The sequence below is a fragment of the Erwinia aphidicola genome, from assembly GCF_014773485.1.
Taxonomy (GTDB): domain Bacteria; phylum Pseudomonadota; class Gammaproteobacteria; order Enterobacterales; family Enterobacteriaceae; genus Erwinia; species Erwinia aphidicola.
In genome coordinates, this window is record NZ_JACXBP010000004.1 from 213,127 (window position 1) to 236,664 (window position 23,538).

A 23,538-nucleotide genomic window follows, 5' to 3' on the forward strand; every position below is an offset into this window, starting at 1 on the left:
TTTTTCACACCGAACTTTCTAAGTTTTTTATTTGGTAAAATTTACTCACAACCATAGATAATATATATTCTGAGACAATAGGTGATACACTATTGCCAATCATTCTAAAACTATGCCACTTAGTTTGATGGAAGGTAAACCAGTCTGGAAAACCTTGTAATCTTGCCGCTTCTCGTACAGTAATGACGCGAGACTCATCTGGATGTATAGGCCTGGCTGCTTGGAAACTTCCTTTATCACTGCCTGTTCCCGCGCGTAATGTAGGACACAATCCATTCCAATCTAATCTATGGAATCGACTTATTTCATCGGTGCATCCGGGTATTACTTCGGAATATCGCTGTTTCACAAGTGTAGTATGTCGAGTTTCAAAATTCCCTGATACCAAATTATTTTTCATATTTTCAATGGATTTTTCCCAACCCAGTCCATTTGAAGGGATGGATCTCATTTTAATAGCGTATTGTGAAATTGGCTGTCCATCTATATCCCGATACTTTGACCATCCATAATCTTCTTTATTTTTTGTTTGAAAGATTGGAGTTGGAAGGTCCCATATTGCATCCTTAACAGAATTTTTTATAGATGATAGTTTAGGATATAATTCGCTCTCAGTTATTTTATTGAAACAATCAATATTATAACCAATAACTATAACTCTTTTCCTGATCGTAGGTGCGCCGTAATCGCTTGCATCAATGGTGATTGGTCCAATGATTTCATAATTATTGGATACAAGCTCTAATGCGGAAAATAATGTGCTTCGACTTCCTTTATCAAGGATGCCTTCGACATTTTCCATAATAAAAAATTTTGGCCTTATAATGCTAATATGTCTGTAAAAATGAAAAATCAGACTATTTCTAGGGTCATCTTTAATTTTTTTTCCTATGCGACTAAAACCTTGGCATGGTGGTCCACCAATTACACCGTCAATTTCACCATTTCCGATAATAAATTTCCAAGCTTCTTTTGTTAAAGAGGATAAATCTGTGTTAATGACTCGAGTGTTAGGAAAGTTTCGTTGATAGGCTGATTGTAAGTCATTATCTATATCTATTGCTGTATGAGTATGAAAACCAGCCAGTTCAGCTCCTAGACCGAACCCACCGCAACCTGAAAAGAGATCTATGATATTTGGTTTTTTATTCATGGCATGGTGGTCCATTATTGTATGCTTAAACATTTACAATTAAACTTGGTCATGAAAACGTTATTATGGTCAAGATTTAATATTATGTGGATATACCTGGAATTATGAAGAAGTAACGTCATATAATCAATCATAAAAGTACCTTCGAGCCAAAAGGAACTCATTTATTTTTATATAACTATATGATTAATAAGTCTTTTTTTTCTTGATTTGTTTTTGGATGTGATTTAACCAATAGCCTTCATGGCGGATACTTTTGTCTTGTGTTTTCCATGTTCGAATGCATTGAGTCTCGGCGACACCTTGAAAAATTTTTTCGAGACCTGACTCATCCATATCCGTAAACCTCCTTCCATCCTTCTCCCTCTCCCCGCAGCCGTACTTAAACGACAGATACCAAACCCCGCCCGGCTTCAGCGCCTTTGCCAGCTGCGCCATTACGCCCGGCAGTTCCGCCAGCGGCACGTGCAGCAGGGAAGCACAGCACCAGATGCCGTCGTAGCGCTCCACTTCAGTGACGTCCTCGAAGCGCATCTGCTTAACCGGTAATCCCGTGTGCTGGCGTGCCAGCTCGACCAGTTCGGCGGAGGCATCGAACGCTTCCACTTCATAGCCCATCTCGCTAAACGCTTTGGCATCGCGACCGGAGCCGCAACCGGCGTCGAGTATCCGCGCGCCCGGCTTGAGGTGGGCGACGAACGGGCGATACAGTTCGGACATATCGACATCCACCGTCTCGCTAAAAAAGCGCTGTGCGTGCAGCTGGTAATAGTCACTGTTCATCAGAAAATACTGTCCCCTTGTGCGGCGGGCTGCCAGGTGTGCAGCAGCGCGTTGAGCGCGCTCTGCCAGCGCTGCTGCAGGAAGTTGTGGCGCTGCTGGCTGCTGCTGCCGGTTTGCTGGATCAGCGTTTCCCGCAGCGGCAGGTGGCTGTTAATAAAGTATTCATTACGGTGATGTAAACGCTCCAGCAGCGGCAGCGCAGGGATGCGCGCAAACTTGCCCTCGTGGCCGCGATTGCATAACTGGCAGGCCAGCACCAGGTTCCAGACGCCGTTGAGGTTGGCGTGCGTGGCGTGCAGCGACCAGGGAATAAAGTGGTCGACGTCGGCGAGGTTGTCATCGCCCGCCTGCAGGCTGATGTCGCGATAGCAGTAGAAGCAGCGCCCCTTCTGGTAGCCGTTCAGGCTGTCGCGGCAGCTGGTGATGTTGATGCGTCGCTGCTGCTGACGGCTGAACAGCAGCTGCTCCTGTTGATCGTATTCCAGCGCGATCAGGTTGCGCGATACGCCCATCGCCCATGCCTGTTCCACCAGCCGCCAGCGGGCATCCGTCTCCTGCACCAGGTTGTTAAACTGCGCGGTCTGCGTCAGCTGGTAGAAGTTATCGGTCAGGCGAATCCCTTTGGCGGTTTTGCGCTCGTCGATAAAGAAGCGTTTATCGATCTCGGCGCTGTTCACGTTATGGAAAGCGTCAATCACGTTGGCAAAGCCACGGCGTACCGTCTGCTCAATCAGCTGCGCTTCGCCGATCTCCTCGTTGTTGAACTGTATGCAGGCATTCAGAAACTGACTTTGCCGTGAGGTGATCTGTTTTGGCGCATGGCGCAGGTGCGTGCAGAGGTGGCGGGCAAACGGTGCGGCTAAGGTTTCCAGCGGGATCAGGTCGTCCTGATGCTGCTGCAGGTCATACAGCGCATGGGCGAGGGCGAACTTATAGGAGGCAACGTTTTTGCCAAACAGGATCACTCCGCGCCAGTAGTTCGCCAGCGTCGGGTCGGCCTGATAGAAGCGCATAGGTTATGGATCCCGCTACGGTTAGCGCCCGAGAAGTGGGCTAAACGAGTAACGTGATCACATAGCAAAATGGCGGCGATGTAAACCAGAAATGCGGGACGGCTCGCAAAATCGTGAAAGGAGTTAAGATAACGGGAAGGTTTAGGTGTTGGTATTGCTATTGGATTGAACTAAGAGGACATTATTAAAATGTCACTTCCCTAATGGTGTTTAATATACTATCGAAACAATTAATAAATTGCCGCGTTGACTTGTAAATTTCGGTTGTTAATTTAATTGCATTGATTATACTTGCCTTTTTTATTGAGGTTTATGCAGCGAGTATGATATCAATAATGACGAAATTAAAGTCTCGATTAATTTTTTAAAATGACATAAGGATGCGTTATGACGTGGGAGTATAATCAAAGAACAGGTGAAATGACTCATAATGGAGCTCACTATGCTAATGGTTACAGCGGAAGTCCTCGAGGTAAGAATGATCCTTCAAAGGAAGATGTAGGTTTCGTTGGTCCGATACCTCATGGCTACTGGCGTATTACAAGGCATACTAATAATAAAGGACCCTGGACGATAGAGCTGGAACCTATCGCTGGTACGAATACCTATGGACGCTTTGCTTTCAGAATTCATGGGGATAACCCCAATACAATCGGAAGCAGTTCTGAAGGTTGTATTGTCATCAATGGTGCAAATCTCAGAAAAAATATTTATAGTTCTGGTGACGATATACTGGTGGTCAGATGAAAGGGTTAATTTTTTTATCACTGTCGTTGCTAGCCTGCAATTCCATAGCTGAAACCACTATGATTACGCCTGAAATCGTATTGCAAAATATCCACCGCGATGGTGCAGAAATTTACCTGCGAGAATTAGCGAAACAAAATGCAACGGCCACTTCAACGAGCAGTTGGGAATCTATTGTTGAAAATATATCTAGCGGGGATGTCACTTGGCTGAAGATAGTTCCCCTTATTGCTGGCAACACAGATGCAGGTTTCGCAGAGGATATTGCTACTGCGCTGGCCCAGGCTATTCCTAAAAATGCGAGGGGGGTGATGGATGTAATCAATGACAAAATACCTCCTGTTAGTATTTCTAACGTCTGCTCGATGCCGCTTTATAACGAAACGATTCCAGAGAAAAACGAGTACTTTGTCAAAGCAGTGCAGGCGCTTTACAAAGACGGTACACCACAGGCTAAAAAATGTCTGCGGCAGCTTATCAACACGGTCGGCCGGGCTGGCCCATTTAAAATGGTGGATTAGATGGCAATTCCAGTTTATATTTTTATACATGATGATTCCGGTAATCTCATTAAAGGGAGTGTTGATATTTACGGGAGAGAAAATAGTATTGAAGTTTTAGGGCTGCATCATGAAGTGCATCTGCCAACGGATGATCTATCCGGTAAGACTATTAGCACGCGTAAGCACTTAGCTTATCTTATTGAAAAGGAGGTTGATGCATCTTCATCGTATCTGTATCAGGCGTTAAGTTCTGGGCGTTTGTTGAAAAAAGTAGCGTTGAAATTTTTTAAAATTAATGATGCCGGATATGAAGTTGAGTATTTTAATACTCTTTTGGAAAATGCACGGGTAAAGTATATAATGCCGCTAATGCATGATGTGAAAGATCCTTTAAAAGAAAATTTCAACCATATGGAAATCGTTGAATTTATCTATGAAAAAATCAGCTGGAAATATGTTGATGGAAACATCATACATTCTGATAGCTGGAATGAGAGAAAAACCGCATAAAGTGGTGTCATTGTAAACTGTCAGTGCGGACTCAATGAAATAGTGGCTATCTCTAATCGCCATCTCCGTATTATTATTTCTGGCGTTGCTAGATGTCGGCACGCAGGGAGCACACTGCCTGTGGACGATGGAAGCACTGGCGGAAGAACTAAAAGCGCATGTGCGTAGATAACTGAGTGGAAAAAAATTTTTAAGCAGGGAGGTGAGGAACATGGATGTTGAGGATGGCGTGCTTGAGTTTTTTCATGAGGAGTTATCAATAGTCACAACATGGAAGTTAAGGCACGTCCCACTCGAGATGGATGATATTTTGCAAGAGTATGCAGATGGAGGGGAGCTCGTCGATGCCATTGCAGCATACGGCGAAAAGTTTCAGCTGGATGTCACGCGGATCCATTGGGCAAACTACTATCCTTGGCGAAGGGATTCTGCGATCCGCCGATGGCTTTTCCTTCAGTCTTTCTTACAGACGAAAAAAACGCTCTCGACCAGAATGTTTGCCGACTCCGCCAAAGCCGGCCGCTGGCTGTATGATTAAGGGGCCGTCAGCCCCTTGAGTGATTTACGACTCTTTAATCTTTATTCCCGCCAGCCGCGCCACATACTTCTCCACCCGGCGCTGCTTGGATTCCGGGAGCCTGCGCACGATGCGGATCCCCTTTTGCAGGCGTGATTCATACTGCTCGCGTACTGTGATCATTATGCAGCCGTTCACGACGCGCATCTCCACCGGCGTGCCCCGTGGGAAGCCCGCATCAGCCAGCCACTGACCGCTGATGCGCAGTAACGGCACATCCCAGTATTTTGGAGGGTTTCTCACATAACCCACGCGGCAATGATGTAATTCCGGCACTGCGGCTTCTGGTTCAATGATTTCTGCATTACAATCCTGCTCATCCATAATAACTACTCCTAACTAGTTGTTGTGGCTAGCGGCGTAATTGTGTTCGAGCACATTTACGCCGCGACTTAATACCCTGTAATTATATCCAGCGGGATAAAGTAAAACAGCGAAAAATAAAAGCCGTTTTGGAAAATGCAAAGCGGCTCGAGAAAATAAATGTAAGCCGTGAAATAACCCTTCCCGAAAAATGGATGTGAAAAATTAATCTCATTAATAGTGAGGGCCGATCGGAAAAAAGGATCGGCCCCTACAGGGTTCATGCAGGGCGGTAATATAGGGCCGATCGAAAAAGAGGATCGGCCCCTACAGGATTTATGCCGGGCGGTAATATAGGGCCGATCGGAAAAAAGGATCGGCCCCTACAGGGTTCATGCCGGGCGGTAATACAGGGCCGACCGGAAAAATGATCGGCCCCTACAGGATTCATGCCGGGCGGTAATACAGGGCCGACCGGAAAAATGATCGGCCCCTACAGCGTGACGGATACAGTCAGCCCTCAGCGCACATCCTTAAACCACTGCGGCACGGGGTGCGGGCCTTCCATGCGGCGGCGCAGTGTATCGGGCTGCCCATCGCTGCCTGGCGTGCAGTGCAGGCGCTCAAAGCCCCAGCTGCCGTCACGGCCGGAGTAGTAGAGCGACCAGTTCTCATCATCGATGGCGAAATAGCGCTCGTGGTCGCTGCGCCGCGCTTCACCTGCGCAGTAATAGCTGCTCTGCCATTCGCGGTTAATTGCATAATCCATCGTTTCCACCATGATCTTGCCGAACCACTGCACCAGCCCCTGCATCGACAGCACGATAATAAAAAAGAAGGTGGTCAGGGTCAGCATCATTCTCGGCCTGCTGCCTTTCATCACCACCAGAAAGGTGATACTGGCGGCGGGGTAAATAAGCAGTGAGAACCATACTGAAAAGTAGAGCACCTTGACCCACAGATTCAGCACCGGGGAGTCATCCAGCTTAATGCCGCTCATCATATAAAAATCGCTGGCGGCGTAGCTGCTGGTGATGGCGTAAATCACCGGTACGGCGGCACCCAGAATATATCCCGCCTTTTTTAACGTCTGGTTCTCGTTGCGCATTAAGGCGATCAGCAGCAGCAGGGCGGACAGCATCCCCAGCGCGACAAAGCCAAGCAGCAGATAGCGCCCCGGCCATATCCAGCCGCCGTTCACGGTAAATATTGAGAGGAAGAACGCCAGCAGTGCCCAGGTTGCCAGCGTGTGCGCATTCTCCTCAAGGGAGTGCAGGGAGAAGCAGAGCCAGCCGCGCCGGAACCGGTCCAGCCAGCGCCAGTCATCGCGCCAGAACAGAAACAGCAGCAGCACCGCCAGGCTCAGCAGCAGGATGATGCCTTTGCCCGGCAGCTGCACGCCGACCAGCCATATATTCAGCAGGCCAAAAAGGCACAGTGCGGTCAGTGACGGCTCTTTCCTGATGGCACCCGCTATCCCTCTAAAAATCATTGCCGCCCGCTGCCTGAACCCCATGGTGGTTAACTCCTGTGGTGAAAATTGTCCGCTAGCTTCTCGCTGATTAATCTGTGAAATGTCATCACGTATTTCTCGACGAGTAAAACTAAACTACAGGCTGTGGTAGCTTTTTTAGTGCGTGGCACCCAGAATACTCGCAGACGCAATTTAATACGCCGTGGAGGTACAGCATGCAACAAGGACCCTTAACCGAAGAGGAACTCGAGTTCCTGGACGAAATCTTAACCAAGTACGGTAATGACGATTCGGTGCTGGATGCCTCTGAACTCGACGGTATGTTCACCGCTATCCTCTCCGGCCCAACGCTGGTGGAGCCGCAGGTGTGGCTGCCGGCGATCTGGGGCGGCGAAGAGAACGACCCGGAGTGGGAATCGGAAGAAGAGTTCGAGCAGTTTATGGAGCTGATCGCGCAGCATATGAATGATATTGCTGATCGACTGAGCGAGTACCCGGAGCAGTTCGAACCGCTGTTTGGCCTCAACGAGATGGAAGGCACCGAGTTTGTGGTGGTTGAGGAGTGGTGCTACGGCTATATGAAGGGCGTGGCGCTGGGCAACAACTGGCCAACCCTGTCGGAAGCGCTGAAGCCCGCGCTGGCGGCTATCGCTCTGCACGGCAGCGAAGAGAACTTCGACAAGCTGGAAAGCATGAGCCCGGAAGAGCATGAGCAGAGTATCGAGGCGATCCGCCCGGCGGCACTCAGCCTGTTCAGCCCGAAGGTTCTGCACTAAAAAAATCAGGCTGGAAAATGCCCGCGCATTCTCCGGCCTTTTCTACTGTTACCAGCCCGGCACCGCGCCGCCGTTAAAGATCCCTTCCGCTGCTTTTGCCACTTCTGGCGACTCATACGACTTCACAAAATCCTGCACGTTCTGCGCATCCTTGTTGTCTTCCCGCGCCACGATAATATTGACGTAAGGCGACTGCTTATCTTCGATAAACACGTTGTCGCGCACCGGGTTCAGCCCGGTCTGCTGCAGGTAGGTGGTGCTGATAATCGCCACGGCGACCTGGGCATCATCCAGTACGCGCGGCAGCTGCGCGCCCTCAATCTCCATAATCTTCAGCTGCAGCGGGTTGCGGGTGATATCGGCGCTGGTCGGCAGCAGGCCGGTGCCCGCCTTCAGGGTAATCAGCTGCTCTTTTTGCAGCAGCAGCAGGGCGCGGCCCAGGTTGGTCGGGTCGTTAGGGATGGCGATGGTATCGCCCTGTTTTAATTCGCTGACCTGCTTAATCTTTTTCGAGTAGCCCGCCATCGGGAAGACGAAGGTGTTACCGACCGCGACCAGCGTGGTGCCTTTGGCCTTGTTGTCCTGCTCAAGGAACGGACGATGCTGGAAGACGTTGGCATCGAGGTCGCCATGCGCGGTCGGGTCGTTAGGCAGCAGCGAGCCGCTGAAGCCAACCAGTTCCACATCCAGCCCGTACTTCTCCTTCGCCACTTTTTTTGCCACTTCGGCCACGTCCTGCTCGGCACCGTTAATCACGCCGACCTTAATATGGTGCGCGTCGGCGCTTTTCCGATCGCAGCCGCTCAGCAGCATGCCCAGCATCAGTGCCGCGGCGGTAAGTACAGGCAGTTTCACGTTATTTGTCCTTAAATACAAAGAGGTAGAAAGCTAACCACTATCCGTGAATCCGCCGCTGAGTCAACGGCGCAGTCCAGGCTAAAAAAGCACATGATATAAGCAGGAGGAGTAAGAGGGGTTATCGCGGCAGGTAGAGCGCAGGCGTTACTCTGGGTGCTGTTGCAAATACCACTGGCGCACCAGCTCGGCCAGCTCATCTTCAACGGTGTAGAAATAGCAGGAAGGCACGTTCAATATCGACGCAAGGCGGCACACCAGCTCGAAGTCCGGCACATGAATGCCGCGTTCGTACTGGTTCATGCGCGCGCTGGAGGTCGCTTCATCAATCCCGGCCAATACGCCGAGTTTTTGCTGAGAGATCCCTTTACGCAGGCGGGCTTCCTTTAAACGGTGTGACAGCATGGCGATCCTGATGCGTTAACAAGTAACAGGATTCTCTTAGCTGCTTATGCAAATTGTACTAAGTTATACTTAGTGTTAATTTTACAGACTCAGGAGTTTAGCCAGCAGCAGAGGGAGCGATGAAAAGAAAAGATATGCATCCGGCCGATATCATTGCGGCATTTAAGAAAAAGGGGATCTCCCTGGCGCAGCTGTCGCGCCAGGTTGGGCTGAGTTCGGGAACGCTGGGCAATGCGTTGAAACGGCCCTGGCCGAAAGGGGAGTTTATTATTGCGGGTGCGTTAGGCAAGCATCCGGCGGACATCTGGCCAACGCGGTACTACGACAGGCGGGGGCGCCTGCTGCCAAGAGAAAATTTGATCCGCCGCCAACGGTCGGTGGCGACGGATCGCGCAGAGGATGAGGATATCACTGCGCCATAATGCTGGCGGCAAGCTGTGCGCTGCCAGAACTGTTACCTATCAGCTCGGTCAGCAGGTTGTTGACCCCATCGCTCATTGGCGTAAAGCGGGTCTCTGCTGAGCGGGCTACCACGATAAAGACGCCCACGCTGTACTGCGGCACCATCGCCATATAGGTGATGAAGCCGCCGCCGCCGCCGGTTTTTTCAATAATGCCCGGTCGGCCGTCACGCGGACCCATATAGACCCAGCCCATGCCGAGCGCGTCGGCGCGGCCCGGCACGTCCATGCCGTCGACTTTGGTCAACTGCGCGCGCTGGTAGATCATGGTCTGCAGTCGGTCAGCCTGCGGGCTGCGGGTGTGAACGTCGGAGGAGAGGAACTGCTGCATCCAGCGGCCCATATCATCAGGCGTTGAGTATACGCCCCCGCTGCCAATCGCCGCCAGCGAGTTGTTGCACGGGCTTGGGCTTTTCGCCGGGATCATCAGGCGTGCGCACTGGTCAGGTGAAGGGGTAAAGGTGGTGTCTTTCATTCCCAGCGGTCGGGTGATCTTCTCCTGCAGCAGCGCGGGATAGGGCTTGCCGCCCGCGCGCGCCAGCGCATCGCCCAGCAGGTCAAAGCCCAGGTTCGAATAAGCGGCGCGTTCGCCCGGCGCATATTTTAGCTGTGCGCTGCGCAGCCAGGCCCAGCGCTGGCTGTAAGTTGGCCAGGTAAATACCGCACGGTTTGCTTTGCCGCCGGGCTGTTCACGCGGCAGGGCGGCGGTGTGAGTGGCCAGGTTGATCAGGCGGATAGGCTGGCCGTTGTAGCTCGGTACACGGCTGCCGGGCGGGGCGTATTTGCTGAGTGGGTCATTGAGCTGTAAGCGCCCCTCTTCGGCCAGTTTAACCATCAGCTCGCTGCTCATCAGCTTGCTGAGCGAGGCGATGCGGATCAGCGAATCTTTTTGTGGCCGCTGGCTGCTGCCGGGGCGCACGGAACCGCGGCTGACGAACACCCGCTGGTTGGCATCAATCGCTACCATCGCCATACCGCTGGCCTTGGTATTGTAGAAAATATTATCGGCGTAGCGTTCGACGGTCTGCGAAGCCAGCAGCGGGTCCGGCGTGGTTCGCGCCTGGCTCAGCAGTGGCAGAGCCAGGGCGGGAAGCAGCAGAAAAGCATAGAGCGAAGATTTCAACGGGCGTGCATCCCTGTAAGTGAATGATTGACCGCTTCATAGTAGATTTTCTGCTTTTAACTGCAAGCGATTCCTTTAGCGGAAATGTGCCACTTCAGGGTTGAGCCGTGACCTTCAGGCTGACCAGCCCTATCCCCAGCTTACGTGCCGCAAAACCATCTACCGTACCTTCACTGGTTTCAATCGGCTCCGGCGGCGTGATGACGATGCTGCGCGCCCGTGACGGGTTATCCACCTGCAGCGTCATCGTGGTGTCCTGCGCGCCGAAGGTCACCTGCTGCTGCCAGTCACCGACTCTGACCTGCACCGGGCGCAGGCTGTTATTGCCAAAGGCGCGGGCGCTCATCGTCAGCGCAAACTTAGCTGGCAGAGGCTCCAGATACTGGATGGTGACATCCGGCAGCAGGTTGGCATCCGACCAGCGCCCCCAGTTTTCAGCATAAGAGAGGCCGGACACTTTCTGCACCTGCTGCGGCAGGCCAGGCAGATTGAACTGAATGCTGTCCGAGGCGTATTTCAGGTCGGCGTCGGCTATCTTCAGGCGCGTCAGGCTGCGCTGATAGCGATCGTCACTCTGCTCACCCTTGCTAAAGGTGATTTTCCCCAGCGTGTTGCCCGGTTTAACCTGAATAATGGTCGGGTGCGCATTCAGCGTACCGTTTGCCACGCACAGGCCGTTGTTCATTATCAGCTTGTCATCCCATACGCTGCCTATTTTGTAGCAGCGATCGATCCAGACAAACTTCTCGTCGGGGGCGAATCTTGCCAGCTGCTGTTTCAGCGGGGTCGCCAGGTAAGCATCCAGCTTCGGTTCAATCTTATTTGGCATCACTGACAGTAACAGCGGCAGCTTGAAGTGGGCGCCAGAGAAGCTGAAGGTATTTTTCTCGCTATCAATTTTGTAGTCGGAGATCGCTTTCGGGAAGTTCCACAGCGAAATCACGTCCGGCTTCCACTCGTTGATCTTCTCTTTGATATTGAGATAGGTGGCGGAAAGGGAGGTGGAGGAGAGGCTGCTGCGCCCCAGGCCGATAAAGTTATCGCCGCCCATCGCATCCAGCACCGTGGCGCCGTTGTCCAGCGTGTTGCGCTTCAGCGAAATCACTTTGCTGCTGACGTCATCGCCGCGCAGCATAAAGAACAGATCGCGGCGATCGTGCTGGTTAAGATATTTGTAGGCGGTGTTGTTCATCGCCAGATGGTCGGAGCTGACCACGATAATGGTGTTTTTGAAATACGGCGTGGCGCGGATTTTTTCAATCAGTCTGGCAATATGCTCCTGGCCGCAGGCAACCGCCGCGAAGGATTTATTCTCTTTGCCGTCAAACGGATAAGACTTGCGCTGGCAGCTGCGGGAGATAAAGCCATCCGGATGATGGGTATCTACGGTCAGGGCAAACAGCGAGAACGGCTGGTTTTTCTGCGCCAGCTCCAGATATTTGTCAAACACCACCTCCAGCACGGTATCGTCATACCAGCCCCAGTCGTTGCGATATTTCGGGTCTTTCACCACGCCAGCCAGCTCTTTAAAACCGTACATATGGTCAAAGCCGTGCGAGGAGAGGAACAGATCCTTGCCCGCGAAGCTCAGGCTGGCACCCTGGTAGAAATAGTTCTGATAACCGGAAGATTTCAGGATATCGCCAAGGCAGACATTCTGCGGGTAGAAGGTCGACAGCGAGCTGGAAGCGTTGCCGTCAAACGGCGCAAACAGCGGGATGCCGCACTGTGAGGCCACCATACCGGCAATGGTGTATTCGGTGCCGGGCAGCTGTTCAGTATTGCTGAAGTCCAGCGAGTTATTTTTAATTTCGTTCAGTTCAGGTGCCAGTTTTGGAAACGCATGCTCATCAAAATAGGTGCGTTCCAGGCTTTCGGCGTAGATATACACCAGATTAGGGCGATCGCCGCGTAAGCTTTTTCCCGGCACCTGATAATGACTATAAAAATCCGAGTCGCCTTTGGTCATTTGTGACTTAATTAAATTGGTGACCTGCTGATAAGCCGGGGTGGTTTTGATCGAGAGTACGGCAAGCACCAATGCCAGCAGGCTATATAATTTGCTGTAGTTATGGTTTTTACGCAGTCGTAATACCCAGGATAATAACAGGAATAGCAGTAATAACGTTATTATCAGCGCCACCGCTGGCAGAATATACTTCTGCACCCCGGCGCCGCTCAGGCTGCTGGTGATGGTATAAATAACCGCATCGTTAATGCCTTCACCGGTGAAATAATTACTCGCCAGCAGTGAAGCATTCAGCACAATGTAGACGCCCAGCAGTACCAGCACCGCCGAGAACCACAGCTTATGGCGTCCTGCCTTCCATGTGTAAAGTGATACAGAAGCGATAAAAAATAGGAGTGATAACCATTCTGAAACCATCGGATCAATTTTACCCTGTATGTGACGCAATCCCTGTCAGGTGCCTGCGAAAAGAAAATATTAAGTTCAACGGATTAATTTAACGCAGCGAATTATCTCTGGCAACCAACCAGGGGGACAGGAAAATGTGATAGTGCCCACGCCAGGAACCCCGCCGTTTACCTTTCGTTTAACTTTGCGTGACGCAATGATGACTTTTTTCAATCTGCTGTTTGCGGGCGATAAGGCTATTTGACGCTGCTTTTCATTGCTACAGGCGAAGCCACCTTCACTCAGCCATGACCAGATAGTCGAATAGCCCGGATTTGGCGCGAAGTATCTTAAACATAATTAATGAGTGAGTGCAGGAGGGAATAATCTCAAAATTAGGATTTAGCTCACATAAATGGCGAGTCAGCATCTTTTTCATTTAAAAACCACAAAAAGCCGTCACGATGTTGCAAAAATGTTAATTGCGCCAAATTTTTGCAATCTCGCTATGCAGAAACGGGTGGGTTCACATTTAGGGATAAAACCCGGTTAAGAATCAGGCGTTTTTATGATTGCGCATTTCGTGAAAACTGCTCCCCTCCGGGGGAGTGGTCTACTCAGGGAGGGTAATGATGAAACTCGCTTGCACGCTTCACCTGTGTCGTTCCGCGCTGCTGCTGCTACTTTTTTCCACCTCATGCCGGGCTGAGATCACCCTGCTCAGGGCCGATCCGCAGGGGGGCAGCTCGCTAAGCCGCTTCAATTTACGCGTCGGCGGCGATATCCGTATGAGTATCTATGATGTGATGGGCGGTAAAGATCGCGGTTCTTATCAGCGCAACCTGTTTGATGGCGGCTCGCGCCTGCGTTTCCATCTGCGCTATCGGCTGGATAACGACTTCAGCCTGGTGGGCTACGCGGAAACAGGGGTGAATAGCGCTGAGCTGATCGGCTGGCACGGCCACTATGCTGAAGGGGCGCGCAACACCAGTAATCGACAGCTGTTTGCCGGGGTACGCAGTCAGCGCTGGGGCGAACTCACCTGGGGCCACCGCGACAGTATCTATTACCAGGTGGTGACCGCTAAAACCGATATCTGGGGCAACGATATGCACACCGAGCCGGTGGAGAACGGGATGGAGGCAAATGCCGATGGTTCCTGGCACGCCCGCCGATCGCTCAACTACCTGCAACATTTCGGCCCCGTCGATCTCTACGCCAGCTATCTTTTCCCGGTTAATCCATACTACAGCCGTGGCGCAAGGTACAAGCGGCATGATGGTCAGTCACTGGGGATTGACGACCATGTAACACCCCGGCTGTCGTGGGGGCTGGCGTGGAACCGCACCCGCGCCTCCATGAGTGATGCACAGCAGCAGCGTAAGCGCTTTGATCAGCAGATCCTGGGAACCGGGTTCTCCTGGAAGCCAGGGCACTGGACGGTGGCGGCGACCGGCGGCTGGTTCCGTAACTTTACCCCTCTGGCCGGCCGATCGCTGCGGCGCTACTTTGCCACCCGCGCCTGGGGGCTGAGCTATTTCATCGGGCGGGACTTTGCGGTAAATCGCTACGGGCTGAAAAGCATCATGCCGATCTACTTTGGCGCCCAGCTGCGTGCCGGCCAGCATCGTGAGCGCTACCAGCGTGAGAATGGTCTGGGCGTGGAGTTCTTTTTATACAAAGGATTCCGTTTTGACTATCAGCATGTGTTTCGCTCCAGCAATGACCACATTGGTGATTTAAATTTGTTTCGCCTGCGCTATGACTTCTAAAGACTATTTGGCTTTTGTTTAGGCACGGTCAATAAATACCGCACATTTTGATAATTTGTGTGAATAAAAAAACATAATGAAATATTTGCTTAATCTCTTCGTGCGCAAAACCGCACAAAATCGTCATGCAGATGAACTAAATGTCACTTATTTCGGGCTAATATCTCGCCGTTATATTTGGCAATATTACACAGGGCTACATAATGTTAACTAAAATGCGTGTTTTAACTCAGGCCATTGGTCTGGGGCTGATTGTTGGCAGCGCTTCTTTTGCTGCTAATGCTGAGATTACCCTGCTTAAACAAGATCCCCAGGCGGGCGACCCGCTGAGCCGTCTGAACTTCACCGTGGGCGGCAGTATTCGTCCACAGTTCAACAATCTGACCGGCAACGATGGCAGCAACGCCTACCGTCGTAATGGTTTTGACGGCGGTTCGCGTTTCCGCTTTGCCGCTGATTATTATCTTTTTGATGATATCAGCTGGATCAGCTACTACGAGCTGGGCGTCAATATCCCGGCGGTGTTCGACTGGGATAACCACTACGCCCCGGGCGCGCACAACACCACCCGCCGTATGCTTTACACCGGCCTGAAAAGCAAAACCTGGGGTACGCTGACCTTCGGCCAGCAGAACAGCGTGTATTACGATGTGGTCGGCGCGAAAACCGATATCTGGGACTACGACATGCTGGCCCAGGCACCGGGTAACGGGATTAACGGCGACTACGACGGCTCTTATCGTTCACGCAAGATGCTGAAGTACAAAAATACTTTCGGCGACGCGGATGTGTATGCCTCCTACCTGTTTGCCGACAATGACTACCTGGTCAATGGCAATAGCCTCGGCTACAAGCGTCAGGGCGGCGGATCGCTGGGCGTGGATTACCACATCGCGAAGGATCTGACCTGGGGCACCGCGTGGAACTACACCCGCGCAGATATGCGTAACCGCAACAACGGCGATGACAAATCCTACGACCAGAACATTTTCGGTACCGCGCTGAGCTGGACGCCGGATAACTGGACCTTTACCGTGGGCGGCGGCTGGTACGACAACTTCCTGACCACCAAAAAAGCCGATGTTCACAACTACTTCGCCGGTGATGCGTGGGGCGTGGAGTATCTGGCCGGTTATACCGTGCCGGTGGGTCAATACGGTCTGAAGTCGGTGATGCCGTACTTTATGGGCGACCGCCTGCAGTACGTGTCGGGGCGTGATTACCAGCGCATCGATAACGGCCTGGGTGTGACCTTCAAGCTGGATTACGGCTTCCGTGTTGACTACGAACACGTGTTTACTTCCAGCACCGACAACCTGGGTGATATGAACCTGGTGCGTCTGCGTTACGATTTCTAATCGTTATGCACTCCCCGGCGGCCAGCCGGGGAGTTTCTGCTACTGCTTACAGCTCGCCGGTCAGATACTGCGCCACGCCATTGCCGAAGCTCCAGTCGCCTTTGTCGTTGGTGATAAAGGTCATCATCACATCAGTCGGCAGGATCCCACAGCTCTCTTCCAGTTCGCGGCACAGTTCTGCCATAAAGAGCTGCTTCTGCTCGCTGCTGCGCGGGCTGGTAAACACCCTCACCATCACCAGATTATCGGTACGCGGCAGATCCAGGCCGGTATCCTCGAACACCATCTGGTAGCCTTTATTCTCGTGAACAATCTGATAGCGGTCGCGCGCTGGCACGTTAAACGCCGTCAGGACTGCACGGTGGGCGGCATCCAGCAGGGTTTTTAGCTCGGACTCTGAACGGCCCTGAATGACATCGAATTGCAGTAACGGCATAGATACCCCGACTTGGTCATTGTTTAGTGAGGCAGGCAGTATCGCCTGTCAACGCGGGCAATTTAACCCTGATGCGCGGCGGGAAAAAGCGCTATGCTTGAAATGATTATTTACTATAGTGAACAATAAAAATGAAAGAGCTGAAGACGGATGCGCTGTGGACGCATCTGCACTGGCTGACGGTGCTGGCCGAGCAGGGCAGTTTTACCGCAGCCGCAGATCGGCTGGAGGTCAGTAAGGCGGCGATGTCGCAGAAGATCAAAGAGCTGGAGCAGCTGGCTGGAGTACCGCTGGTGACGCGCACCACGCGCAGCCTGCGCCTGACCAGCGCCGGGGAAAAGCTGGTGGATGACCTGCGCGCGCCCTTTGCACAGATTGCCCAAAGTTTTTTCAGCGTGCGCGACTCTGCCGGACCGCTGCGCGGGATGGTGCGCGTGACTGCACCGGTGGCGTTTGCCCGCCAGCAGCTGGTGCCGCATATCACCGCTTTCCTGCGCGAGCATCCGCAGGTGCGCGTGCAGCTGGAAGTTTCTGACCGCCTGGTGTCGCTGGCCAGCGAAGGATTTGACCTGGCCATTCGCCACAGCACCACCTTACCGGAAACCCATGTCGCGCTGCCGCTGTGCCCGACGCGCGCCGTGGTGGTGGCTTCTCCGGCCTATCTGGCACGTTTCGGTCATCCCGCCAGCCCGCATGCCCTGAGTGAACACCTCTGCCTCTACTACCCACGCGGCGTGGAAGCGCCGCGCTGGCGTTTTCAGCCGCTGGCCGGGGGCGAACAGACAGCCGTGAACGTGAGCGGGCCGTTTGCCACTAACAACAGTGAATCGATTCGCGATGCGGCGCTGGAAGGGCTGGGCATTGCGCTGCTGCCGGACTTCAGCGCGCAAGCGGCGCTAAAGGATGGCTCGTTAGTGCAGCTGCTGCCGCAGTGGCAGGCGGTGGGCGCCTTTGCCGAGACGCTGTACGTGGTGCGCCCGTGGTCGGCTCAGGTGCCGCGTGCCGTCAGCGCTTTTATTCACTGGCTGCGTGAGGCGTTTGCGCATAAATCTGGTGAGAATTGTTAAAGTTTTCGCCACTTTCTGCCGATGGTTTAGCATAGTGCAGGCAAGTTGCTGCAGGATCCAAACAATCATAACAAGGTCGTTATATGCAAACCCATCAGCACGTAACCCAGCAGGAGCATCTGCTCGACGACGATACCACTCTGATGACCACCACCGATGCCGACAGCTACATCACCTACGCTAACAGCGCGTTTATTGAGGTGAGCGGCTACGATCGCAGTGAAATCGACGGTCAGCCTCATAATCTGGTACGCCACCCCGATATGCCAAAGGCCGCCTTTGCCGATATGTGGAGCACCCTGAAACAGGGGCTGCCGTGGACCGGGCTGGTGAAAAACCGCCGTAAAAATGGCGACCATTACTGGGTGCGCGCCAACGTGGTGCCGGTGATCCGCAATGGCGAAATCCTCGGCCATATGTCGGTGCGGGTTAAGCCCGGCGCCGGAGAGGTGCGTGGCGCTGAGCAGCTGTATCAGAAGATGAATCAGGGGCGGCTCAAGGGCTGGCGTTTGCATCGCGGCCTGCTGCTGCGCACGGGCTGGCTGCGCCCGCTCTCCCTGTTGAAAACGCTGTCACTGCGCTGGCGCATTCATAGCGCGGTGCTGGCGCTGTGGCTACCGCTGGTGGCGGCGGCGGCAGTCGCCGGGCTGCAGGGCACGGCGCTGGCCGGTTTTAGCGCCTTTTCGGTGCTGATCGCGCTGGGGGTGGATGCCTGGCTGCAAAGCCAGATTGCCCGCCCGATGGCTGCCGTCTGTCGCCAGGCGCTGGACGTGGCCAGCGGCGCTAATCCGCAGGTTGAGCACCTCAACCGGGTTGATGAGATCGGTATGACGCTGCGGGCGGTGGGGCAGCTGGGCCTGATGTTCCGCTGGCTGATCAAAGACGTCAGCGATCAGGTACTCGACGTGCATCGCGCCAGCGACGAGCTGGCACGCGGTAACGACAAGATCAACAGCCATACCGAACAGACCGCAGCCAGCGTGCAGCAGACGGCCAGCACCATGAACCAGATGACCAGCACGGTGCAGCGCAACGGCGAGAGTACCGAGCAGGCCAATCAGTTCTCGCATACCGCCAGCAACGCGGCGGTGAAGGGCGGTGAGGTAATGCAGAACGTGGTGGTGACGATGGATGAGATCGCCGCCAGCTCGCGCCAGATTGCCACCATTACCGGCCTGATCGACAGCATCGCTTTCCAGACCAATATCCTGGCGCTGAATGCGGCGGTGGAAGCCGCGCGTGCCGGCGAACAGGGTAAAGGCTTCGCCGTGGTCGCCGGAGAAGTGCGCAGCCTGGCGCAGCGCAGCGCCGGTGCAGCCAGTGAGATCCGCCAACTGATTGCCGCCAGTAATCTCAAGGTGGAGTCCGGTGCCGGGCAGGTGCATGAAGCGGGCAAGGCGATCGGCGATATTGTCGATAAGGTGCAGAACGTCACCGAACTGCTGCAGCAGATCAGCGTGGCAACGGCCGAGCAGAGCGCCGGGCTGGGCGAGGTCGGGCAGGCGGTAGAAGCGCTCGACCGCCTGACGCACGATAACAGCGCGCTGGTCAGCGAGGGCGCGCAGGCGGCGCAGCGTATGAAAAGCCAGGCCAGCCGTCTGGTAGAGGCAGTCAGCGTGTTCCGCTAATCTGAACGCGGGCCTTGCACGGCCCGCGATGGCTGATGCGTACAGCGTGCCTGTTCGGCAGCTTCTGCCGCCAGATACCCCAAAAAAAGCAGCACAAACGCGTCACCTGGGCGAAGATGTTATCTTGCTGGTTATATTAATCATCTAAGGAGCATCATGAAAAGCTATCAAGTGGCGGTGATCCCCGGGGACGGAATCGGCGTGGATGTGATTAACGCTGCCTGGCATGTGCTGGTCCACAGCGCGGCCAAATTTGATTTCGCCCTTAGCGGCGAGTGGTTCCCGTGGTCGTGCGAATACTATCTTGAGCACGGTGAGATGATGCCGAAAGACGGCATCGATACGCTGAAGAAATTTGATGCGGTGCTGCTGGGTGCGGTTGGCTGGCCGGAAAAAGTGCCGGATAACGTCTCGCTGCACGGCCTGCTGTTGCCCATCCGCAAGCAGTTTGACCTGTTTGCCAATGTACGGCCGCACCGCCTGCTGGCGGGAGTGGAAGGCCCGCTGCGCAAAAGCGAGTTTGATATCCTCTGCATTCGTGAAAACACTGAAGGCGAGTACAGCGGCGCGGGTGGGCGTATTCACCAGGGAACCCCGGCGGAAGTGGCGGTAGAAACGTCAATTTTCACCCGTCGTGGCGTTGAGCGCATTCTGCGCTTTGGCTTTGAGATGGCGCAAAAGCGCAGCAAGCGGCTGGCCTCCGTTACCAAATCCAACGCGCAGAAATACACCATGGTGATGTGGGATGAAGTCACCGAGGAGGTGGCGCGCGACTATCCTGATGTCACGGTTAACCGCTATCATATTGATGCGATTGCAGCACGAATGGTGATGAACCCGGAAACGCTCGACGTGATCGTCGCCTCCAACCTGTTTGGCGACATCCTCACCGATCTCGGCGCGGCCATTCAGGGCGGGCTGGGCTATGCGGCTTCTGCCAACCTCAATCCCGACCCCGCTGTGCCTTCGATGTTTGAACCGGTGCACGGCTCCGCGCCGGATATTGCCGGGCAGGGCATCGCTAACCCGATTGCTGCTATCTGGTCTGCGGCGATGATGCTGGAACATCTGGGCGAGCAACAGGCAGCACGCGCGATCCTGCACGCCGTTGAAACCGTCACCGCGCAGCAGAAAATAAATCACGGGCTGAGCACCGAAGAGATCAGCGCAGCAGTCATTGCCGCGATTTAAATCACGATGGCTGCCGCACGCGTGGCAGCCCGCTAGCAGGGAGAGAGTGATTCATGGAAGCACACGGCATCAGCGATATTATCCAGCCCGGACTGAGAGTGCTGTTCTGCGGCATTAACCCAGGAAAATCCTCCGCCCACACGGGTTTTCATTTTGCGCATCCGGGTAACCGCTTCTGGAAAACCATTTTCCAGGCGGGCTTTACCCGCAGCCAGCTCAAGCCCGGGCAGGAACAGCAGCTGCTGGAGACCGGTTGCGGTATTACCATGCTGGTGGAGCGGCCAACGGTGCTGGCCAGTGAACTGGCGGGCAGCGAGCTGCGTGAGGGCGGCCAGGCGCTGGTGGATAAGATTGAGCGCTATCAGCCCGCGGCGCTGGCGGTGCTCGGCAAGCAGGCTTATCAGCAGGCATTTCGCCGCAGCAAGGTGGAGTGGGGCAGGCAGCCTGTGACGATTGCTGGCACCGAAATCTGGGTACTGCCGAATCCCAGCGGCCTGAATCGTGCTTCGCAGCAGGAGATGACGGCGGCCTATGCGGCACTCGATCAGGCATTGCGTGAGCAGGGGCGTTGATTGCATTACCGTTGCATAAAAATCAGACAGAGCACTGATTTCGGCAATCTGAAGGCGTTGATTTAAAAGCGGATGCGTTACACTGCGCGACGGGTGCTCAGGATCTTTCTGTCCTGAGCCTTGGGTAAGGGACAGATAGAGAAAAGCCCCACTTGAGTTGTACTCAAAGTGAGGCTGCCCTTACGACCGGAAACGTAAAGGTAGCCTTTTACCTGCTGAAAAGCAATGGAGAAGGAGGCCAAAGATGGCGCAAAAACTGCTCGCTTTTTGTTTAATAGTTATGCTGATTTAAGCGCAAAAAAATGGCCCCTCAGTGAGGAGCCATCTTGTTACGCAGACCGTCGGTTAATCGTCGAGGAAGCTGCGCAGCACTTCAGAGCGGCTTGGATGGCGCAGTTTACGCAGCGCCTTCGCTTCAATCTGACGGATACGCTCACGCGTCACGTCAAACTGCTTGCCAACTTCTTCCAGCGTGTGGTCGGTGTTCATATCGATACCGAAACGCATACGCAGCACTTTCGCTTCACGCGCAGTCAGGCCAGCCAGCACGTCGTGGGTAGCAGAACGCAGGCTCTCAGAGGTGGCAGAGTCCAGCGGCAGCTCCAGCGTGGTGTCTTCGATAAAATCACCCAGATGTGAATCTTCATCATCACCAATTGGCGTCTCCATGGAGATCGGCTCTTTGGCAATTTTCAGCACCTTGCGGATTTTATCTTCCGGCATCAGCATGCGCTCAGCCAGCTCTTCCGGCGTTGGCTCGCGGCCCATCTCCTGCAGCATCTGGCGCGAAATACGGTTGAGCTTGTTGATCGTCTCAATCATGTGCACCGGAATACGGATGGTACGCGCCTGGTCGGCGATAGAACGGGTGATCGCCTGACGGATCCACCAGGTCGCATAAGTTGAGAACTTATAACCACGGCGGTATTCAAACTTATCAACCGCTTTCATCAGGCCGATGTTGCCTTCCTGAATCAGATCAAGGAACTGCAGACCGCGGTTGGTGTATTTCTTGGCGATAGAGATAACCAGACGTAAGTTTGCTTCAACCATCTCTTTCTTCGCACGGCGCGCTTTCGCTTCACCGATGGACATGCGGCGGTTGATATCCTTCACCTGCTCAATGGTCAGGCCGGTTTCTTGCTCAATCTGCTGCAGTTTCTGCAGGCCACGATGCACATCTTCTGACACGTCGTTCAGCTTTTCAGACCACGGCTTGTTCATTGCCAGTGCCGCTTTGAACCAGGTTTCGCTGGTTTCATTGCCGGTGAACAGAGTAATGAAGTTCTTCTTCGGCATTTTGCACAGTTCAACGCACAGCTTCATAATCAGGCGTTCCTGAGTACGTACGCGGTCCATCATCACGCGCATGCTGTTTACCAGGAAGTCGAACTGCTTCGGCACCAGGCGGAACTGCTTAAAGACGTCGGAAAGATTCTGGATCTCAGCGATGGCATCAGCGTGGCTGCGGCTTTTCGCTTTGATGACGGTACGGGTTTTCTCGTACTGTACGCGCAGATCGTTGAATTTTTCACGCGCCAGCTCCGGGTCGATGCTGTTGTCATCGTCCGAGCTGTCGTCATCTTCTTCGTCTTCTTCTTCGTTGTCGTCACGCTCAGCTTCAGACAGCTCGGAACCGACATGGGTCGCCGTCGGTGCGATATCTTCTTGCGCGTTCGGATCAACAAAACCGGTGATCAGGTCTGACAGGCGCGCTTCGCCCGCTTCAACGCGATCGTACTGCTCAAGCAGGTAGGTAATGGCTTCAGGATATTCAGCAACCGAGCACTGTACCTGGTTGATACCGTCTTCGATGCGCTTCGCGATGTCGATTTCGCCTTCGCGAGTCAACAGTTCAACGGTACCCATTTCACGCATGTACATGCGCACCGGATCGGTAGTGCGCCCGATTTCGGACTCTACGCTGGATAGCACCTGAGCAGCCGCTTCAGCAGCATCTTCGTCCGTATCGTTGTTGTTTTCATTCAGCATCAGATCATCGGCATCAGGCGCTTCTTCCACTACCTGGATGCCCATGTCGTTAATCATCTGGATGATGTCTTCAATCTGATCGGAGTCGACGATATCTTCCGGCAGATGGTCATTGACCTCGGCATAGGTCAGATAGCCTTGCTCCTTACCACGGGTGACAAGTAGCTTCAGCTGTGACTGCGGGTTTTGCTCCATAAGACGGTATCCACACTTCTGTTAAATTAGATTGGTGTCGGGTCGGCTAAGATGCCAACAATAACAGTGAGGGCGTTTAGATTATTGCCGCTGCCCGTCATGGCGGCTGTCAGGGGCTGCCTGACTCGAATTCGGCACTTAAGCCGCTGATATCTTTGTCGAGGCTATCTCACTTGCCATTTTGAACCCCCGGCTGTGCTCGCACTCCTCACGTACTTCAGTACGCTCCGGGTGCTGCGCGCAGGCGGGTGCGCAAACTAACTACGCCGATAACGCCTCTAAATTCTG

23 protein-coding genes are annotated in these 23,538 nt (G+C 53.7%); 12 read left to right on the forward strand and 11 right to left on the reverse strand.

Annotated features, from left to right (window positions below):
- Positions 1 to 4: 4 nt before the first annotated feature.
- The 3 genes from ID864_RS11125 to ID864_RS11135 all read right to left on the reverse strand — a co-directional run bounded on the left by ID864_RS11125 (position 5) and on the right by ID864_RS11135 (position 2,949).
- Entirely contained in the window at positions 5 to 1,153 is a 1,149-nt protein-coding gene (locus tag ID864_RS11125; RefSeq protein WP_191149835.1) for a DNA cytosine methyltransferase, read from the reverse strand.
- A 186-nt stretch (positions 1,154 to 1,339) separates the two neighbouring features.
- The gene (locus ID864_RS11130; RefSeq protein ID WP_191149836.1) at positions 1,340 to 1,936 is read right to left on the reverse strand and encodes a class I SAM-dependent methyltransferase; all 597 of its coding nucleotides are present in this window, start codon (positions 1,934 to 1,936) and stop codon (positions 1,340 to 1,342) included.
- On the reverse strand, positions 1,936 to 2,949 hold the full coding sequence (locus tag ID864_RS11135; protein ID WP_099754709.1) for an HNH endonuclease family protein: 1,014 nt from the start codon (positions 2,947 to 2,949) through the stop codon (positions 1,936 to 1,938). The genes ID864_RS11130 and ID864_RS11135 overlap by 1 nt, the downstream gene beginning before the upstream one ends.
- 387 nt (positions 2,950 to 3,336) lie before the next feature.
- On the opposite strand from ID864_RS11135, the gene ID864_RS11140 reads away from it, so the two are divergent.
- From ID864_RS11140 to ID864_RS11155, 4 genes are all read left to right on the forward strand, one after another.
- Positions 3,337 to 3,696, forward strand: coding sequence for a tlde1 domain-containing protein (locus tag ID864_RS11140; RefSeq protein ID WP_187499080.1), 360 nt, complete (start codon positions 3,337 to 3,339; stop codon positions 3,694 to 3,696).
- A complete protein-coding gene (locus ID864_RS11145) occupies positions 3,693 to 4,217 on the forward strand; it encodes a hypothetical protein (protein ID WP_191149837.1) in 525 nt (174 codons plus the stop codon). The genes ID864_RS11140 and ID864_RS11145 overlap by 4 nt, the downstream gene beginning before the upstream one ends.
- Positions 4,218 to 4,709 carry a type VI secretion system tube protein TssD gene (tssD, locus tag ID864_RS11150; RefSeq protein WP_191149838.1) on the forward strand — a complete coding sequence of 164 codons (492 nt, stop codon included), beginning with the start codon at positions 4,218 to 4,220 and terminating at the stop codon, positions 4,707 to 4,709.
- Between the two features lie 211 nt (positions 4,710 to 4,920).
- Positions 4,921 to 5,247, forward strand: a complete 327-nt coding sequence (locus ID864_RS11155; RefSeq protein WP_191149839.1) for a DUF1493 family protein — start codon at positions 4,921 to 4,923, stop codon at positions 5,245 to 5,247.
- A gap of 24 nt (positions 5,248 to 5,271) precedes the next feature.
- Here ID864_RS11155 and ID864_RS11160 read toward each other — a convergent pair whose 3' ends face one another.
- Both ID864_RS11160 and ID864_RS11165 read right to left on the reverse strand, forming a co-directional pair.
- Positions 5,272 to 5,610 (reverse strand): SymE family type I addiction module toxin, encoded by a 339-nt coding sequence (locus ID864_RS11160; protein ID WP_191149840.1) that lies wholly within the window; start codon positions 5,608 to 5,610, stop codon positions 5,272 to 5,274.
- A gap of 499 nt (positions 5,611 to 6,109) precedes the next feature.
- The gene (locus tag ID864_RS11165) at positions 6,110 to 7,105 is read right to left on the reverse strand and encodes a hypothetical protein (protein WP_191149841.1); all 996 of its coding nucleotides are present in this window, start codon (positions 7,103 to 7,105) and stop codon (positions 6,110 to 6,112) included.
- A gap of 173 nt (positions 7,106 to 7,278) precedes the next feature.
- Here ID864_RS11165 and ID864_RS11170 point away from each other — a divergent pair, with 173 nt between their 5' ends.
- Complete coding sequence (locus tag ID864_RS11170) at positions 7,279 to 7,839, forward strand: UPF0149 family protein (RefSeq protein ID WP_053110389.1); 561 nt, start codon at positions 7,279 to 7,281, stop codon at positions 7,837 to 7,839.
- A gap of 48 nt (positions 7,840 to 7,887) precedes the next feature.
- On the opposite strand, the gene nlpA is transcribed toward ID864_RS11170, so the two are convergent.
- Positions 7,888 to 8,694 carry a lipoprotein NlpA gene (nlpA, locus tag ID864_RS11175; protein WP_099754703.1) on the reverse strand — a complete coding sequence of 269 codons (807 nt, stop codon included), beginning with the start codon at positions 8,692 to 8,694 and terminating at the stop codon, positions 7,888 to 7,890.
- 147 nt (positions 8,695 to 8,841) lie between these two features.
- Positions 8,842 to 9,099, reverse strand: a complete 258-nt coding sequence (locus tag ID864_RS11180; RefSeq protein ID WP_048914552.1) for a helix-turn-helix transcriptional regulator — start codon at positions 9,097 to 9,099, stop codon at positions 8,842 to 8,844.
- Between the two features lie 119 nt (positions 9,100 to 9,218).
- Between ID864_RS11180 and ID864_RS11185 the strand changes: the two genes are divergently transcribed.
- Entirely contained in the window at positions 9,219 to 9,521 is a 303-nt protein-coding gene (locus ID864_RS11185) for a helix-turn-helix domain-containing protein (RefSeq protein ID WP_099754702.1), read from the forward strand.
- Here the strand turns inward: ID864_RS11185 and ampH are convergent.
- Both ampH and opgB read right to left on the reverse strand, forming a co-directional pair.
- A complete protein-coding gene (ampH, locus tag ID864_RS11190) occupies positions 9,508 to 10,683 on the reverse strand; it encodes a D-alanyl-D-alanine-carboxypeptidase/endopeptidase AmpH (RefSeq protein WP_048914554.1) in 1,176 nt (391 codons plus the stop codon). The two genes, ID864_RS11185 and ampH, sit on opposite strands and share 14 nt — an antisense overlap.
- A gap of 94 nt (positions 10,684 to 10,777) precedes the next feature.
- Positions 10,778 to 13,069 carry a phosphatidylglycerol--membrane-oligosaccharide glycerophosphotransferase gene (gene opgB / locus ID864_RS11195; protein ID WP_191149842.1) on the reverse strand — a complete coding sequence of 764 codons (2,292 nt, stop codon included), beginning with the start codon at positions 13,067 to 13,069 and terminating at the stop codon, positions 10,778 to 10,780.
- Between the two features lie 599 nt (positions 13,070 to 13,668).
- On the opposite strand from opgB, the gene ID864_RS11200 reads away from it, so the two are divergent.
- Both ID864_RS11200 and ID864_RS11205 read left to right on the forward strand, forming a co-directional pair.
- Positions 13,669 to 14,811 carry a porin gene (locus tag ID864_RS11200; RefSeq protein ID WP_191149843.1) on the forward strand — a complete coding sequence of 381 codons (1,143 nt, stop codon included), beginning with the start codon at positions 13,669 to 13,671 and terminating at the stop codon, positions 14,809 to 14,811.
- 203 nt (positions 14,812 to 15,014) lie between these two features.
- Entirely contained in the window at positions 15,015 to 16,169 is a 1,155-nt protein-coding gene (locus ID864_RS11205; protein ID WP_099754275.1) for a porin, read from the forward strand.
- A 46-nt stretch (positions 16,170 to 16,215) separates the two neighbouring features.
- On the opposite strand, the gene ID864_RS11210 is transcribed toward ID864_RS11205, so the two are convergent.
- Positions 16,216 to 16,605: a tautomerase family protein gene (locus ID864_RS11210; RefSeq protein ID WP_048914560.1), complete on the reverse strand. Its 390-nt coding sequence runs from the start codon at positions 16,603 to 16,605 to the stop codon at positions 16,216 to 16,218.
- A 131-nt stretch (positions 16,606 to 16,736) separates the two neighbouring features.
- Here ID864_RS11210 and ID864_RS11215 point away from each other — a divergent pair, with 131 nt between their 5' ends.
- From ID864_RS11215 to mug, 4 genes are all read left to right on the forward strand, one after another.
- Positions 16,737 to 17,672: a LysR family transcriptional regulator gene (locus tag ID864_RS11215; RefSeq protein WP_048914561.1), complete on the forward strand. Its 936-nt coding sequence runs from the start codon at positions 16,737 to 16,739 to the stop codon at positions 17,670 to 17,672.
- Positions 17,673 to 17,755: 83 nt separating this feature from the next.
- On the forward strand, positions 17,756 to 19,300 hold the full coding sequence (locus ID864_RS11220; RefSeq protein WP_191149844.1) for a methyl-accepting chemotaxis protein: 1,545 nt from the start codon (positions 17,756 to 17,758) through the stop codon (positions 19,298 to 19,300).
- Positions 19,301 to 19,456: 156 nt separating this feature from the next.
- Positions 19,457 to 20,491, forward strand: a complete 1,035-nt coding sequence (locus ID864_RS11225; protein WP_048914563.1) for a tartrate dehydrogenase — start codon at positions 19,457 to 19,459, stop codon at positions 20,489 to 20,491.
- Positions 20,492 to 20,544: 53 nt separating this feature from the next.
- Positions 20,545 to 21,063, forward strand: a complete 519-nt coding sequence (mug, locus tag ID864_RS11230) for a G/U mismatch-specific DNA glycosylase (protein ID WP_191149845.1) — start codon at positions 20,545 to 20,547, stop codon at positions 21,061 to 21,063.
- Between the two features lie 345 nt (positions 21,064 to 21,408).
- Here the strand turns inward: mug and rpoD are convergent, their stop codons facing one another.
- Positions 21,409 to 23,250, reverse strand: a complete 1,842-nt coding sequence (rpoD, locus tag ID864_RS11235) for an RNA polymerase sigma factor RpoD (protein WP_048914565.1) — start codon at positions 23,248 to 23,250, stop codon at positions 21,409 to 21,411.
- Positions 23,251 to 23,538 lie beyond the last annotated feature (288 nt).

Excerpts from the sequence above, each read along its gene's own strand:
- ID864_RS11135 (WP_099754709.1), bottom strand. The coding sequence starts at position 2,949 with ATGCGCTTCTATCAGGCCGACCCGACGCTGGCGAACTACTGGCGCGGA.
- ID864_RS11130 (WP_191149836.1), bottom strand. The coding sequence starts at position 1,936 with ATGAACAGTGACTATTACCAGCTGCACGCACAGCGCTTTTTTAGCGAG.
- ID864_RS11160 (WP_191149840.1), bottom strand. The coding sequence starts at position 5,610 with ATGGATGAGCAGGATTGTAATGCAGAAATCATTGAACCAGAAGCCGCA.
- ID864_RS11210 (WP_048914560.1), bottom strand. The coding sequence starts at position 16,605 with ATGCCGTTACTGCAATTCGATGTCATTCAGGGCCGTTCAGAGTCCGAG.
- ID864_RS11170 (WP_053110389.1), top strand. The coding sequence starts at position 7,279 with ATGCAACAAGGACCCTTAACCGAAGAGGAACTCGAGTTCCTGGACGAA.
- ID864_RS11220 (WP_191149844.1), top strand. The coding sequence starts at position 17,756 with ATGCAAACCCATCAGCACGTAACCCAGCAGGAGCATCTGCTCGACGAC.
- mug (WP_191149845.1), top strand. The coding sequence starts at position 20,545 with ATGGAAGCACACGGCATCAGCGATATTATCCAGCCCGGACTGAGAGTG.
- ID864_RS11125 (WP_191149835.1), bottom strand. The coding sequence starts at position 1,153 with ATGAATAAAAAACCAAATATCATAGATCTCTTTTCAGGTTGCGGTGGG.
- ID864_RS11145 (WP_191149837.1), top strand. The coding sequence starts at position 3,693 with ATGAAAGGGTTAATTTTTTTATCACTGTCGTTGCTAGCCTGCAATTCC.
- ID864_RS11215 (WP_048914561.1), top strand. The coding sequence starts at position 16,737 with ATGAAAGAGCTGAAGACGGATGCGCTGTGGACGCATCTGCACTGGCTG.
- opgB (WP_191149842.1), bottom strand. The coding sequence starts at position 13,069 with ATGGTTTCAGAATGGTTATCACTCCTATTTTTTATCGCTTCTGTATCA.
- ID864_RS11200 (WP_191149843.1), top strand. The coding sequence starts at position 13,669 with ATGATGAAACTCGCTTGCACGCTTCACCTGTGTCGTTCCGCGCTGCTG.
- ID864_RS11180 (WP_048914552.1), bottom strand. The coding sequence starts at position 9,099 with ATGCTGTCACACCGTTTAAAGGAAGCCCGCCTGCGTAAAGGGATCTCT.
- ID864_RS11205 (WP_099754275.1), top strand. The coding sequence starts at position 15,015 with ATGTTAACTAAAATGCGTGTTTTAACTCAGGCCATTGGTCTGGGGCTG.
- ID864_RS11140 (WP_187499080.1), top strand. The coding sequence starts at position 3,337 with ATGACGTGGGAGTATAATCAAAGAACAGGTGAAATGACTCATAATGGA.
- ID864_RS11225 (WP_048914563.1), top strand. The coding sequence starts at position 19,457 with ATGAAAAGCTATCAAGTGGCGGTGATCCCCGGGGACGGAATCGGCGTG.
- rpoD (WP_048914565.1), bottom strand. The coding sequence starts at position 23,250 with ATGGAGCAAAACCCGCAGTCACAGCTGAAGCTACTTGTCACCCGTGGT.
- ID864_RS11155 (WP_191149839.1), top strand. The coding sequence starts at position 4,921 with ATGGATGTTGAGGATGGCGTGCTTGAGTTTTTTCATGAGGAGTTATCA.
- tssD (WP_191149838.1), top strand. The coding sequence starts at position 4,218 with ATGGCAATTCCAGTTTATATTTTTATACATGATGATTCCGGTAATCTC.
- ID864_RS11185 (WP_099754702.1), top strand. The coding sequence starts at position 9,219 with ATGAAAAGAAAAGATATGCATCCGGCCGATATCATTGCGGCATTTAAG.
- ID864_RS11165 (WP_191149841.1), bottom strand. The coding sequence starts at position 7,105 with ATGGGGTTCAGGCAGCGGGCGGCAATGATTTTTAGAGGGATAGCGGGT.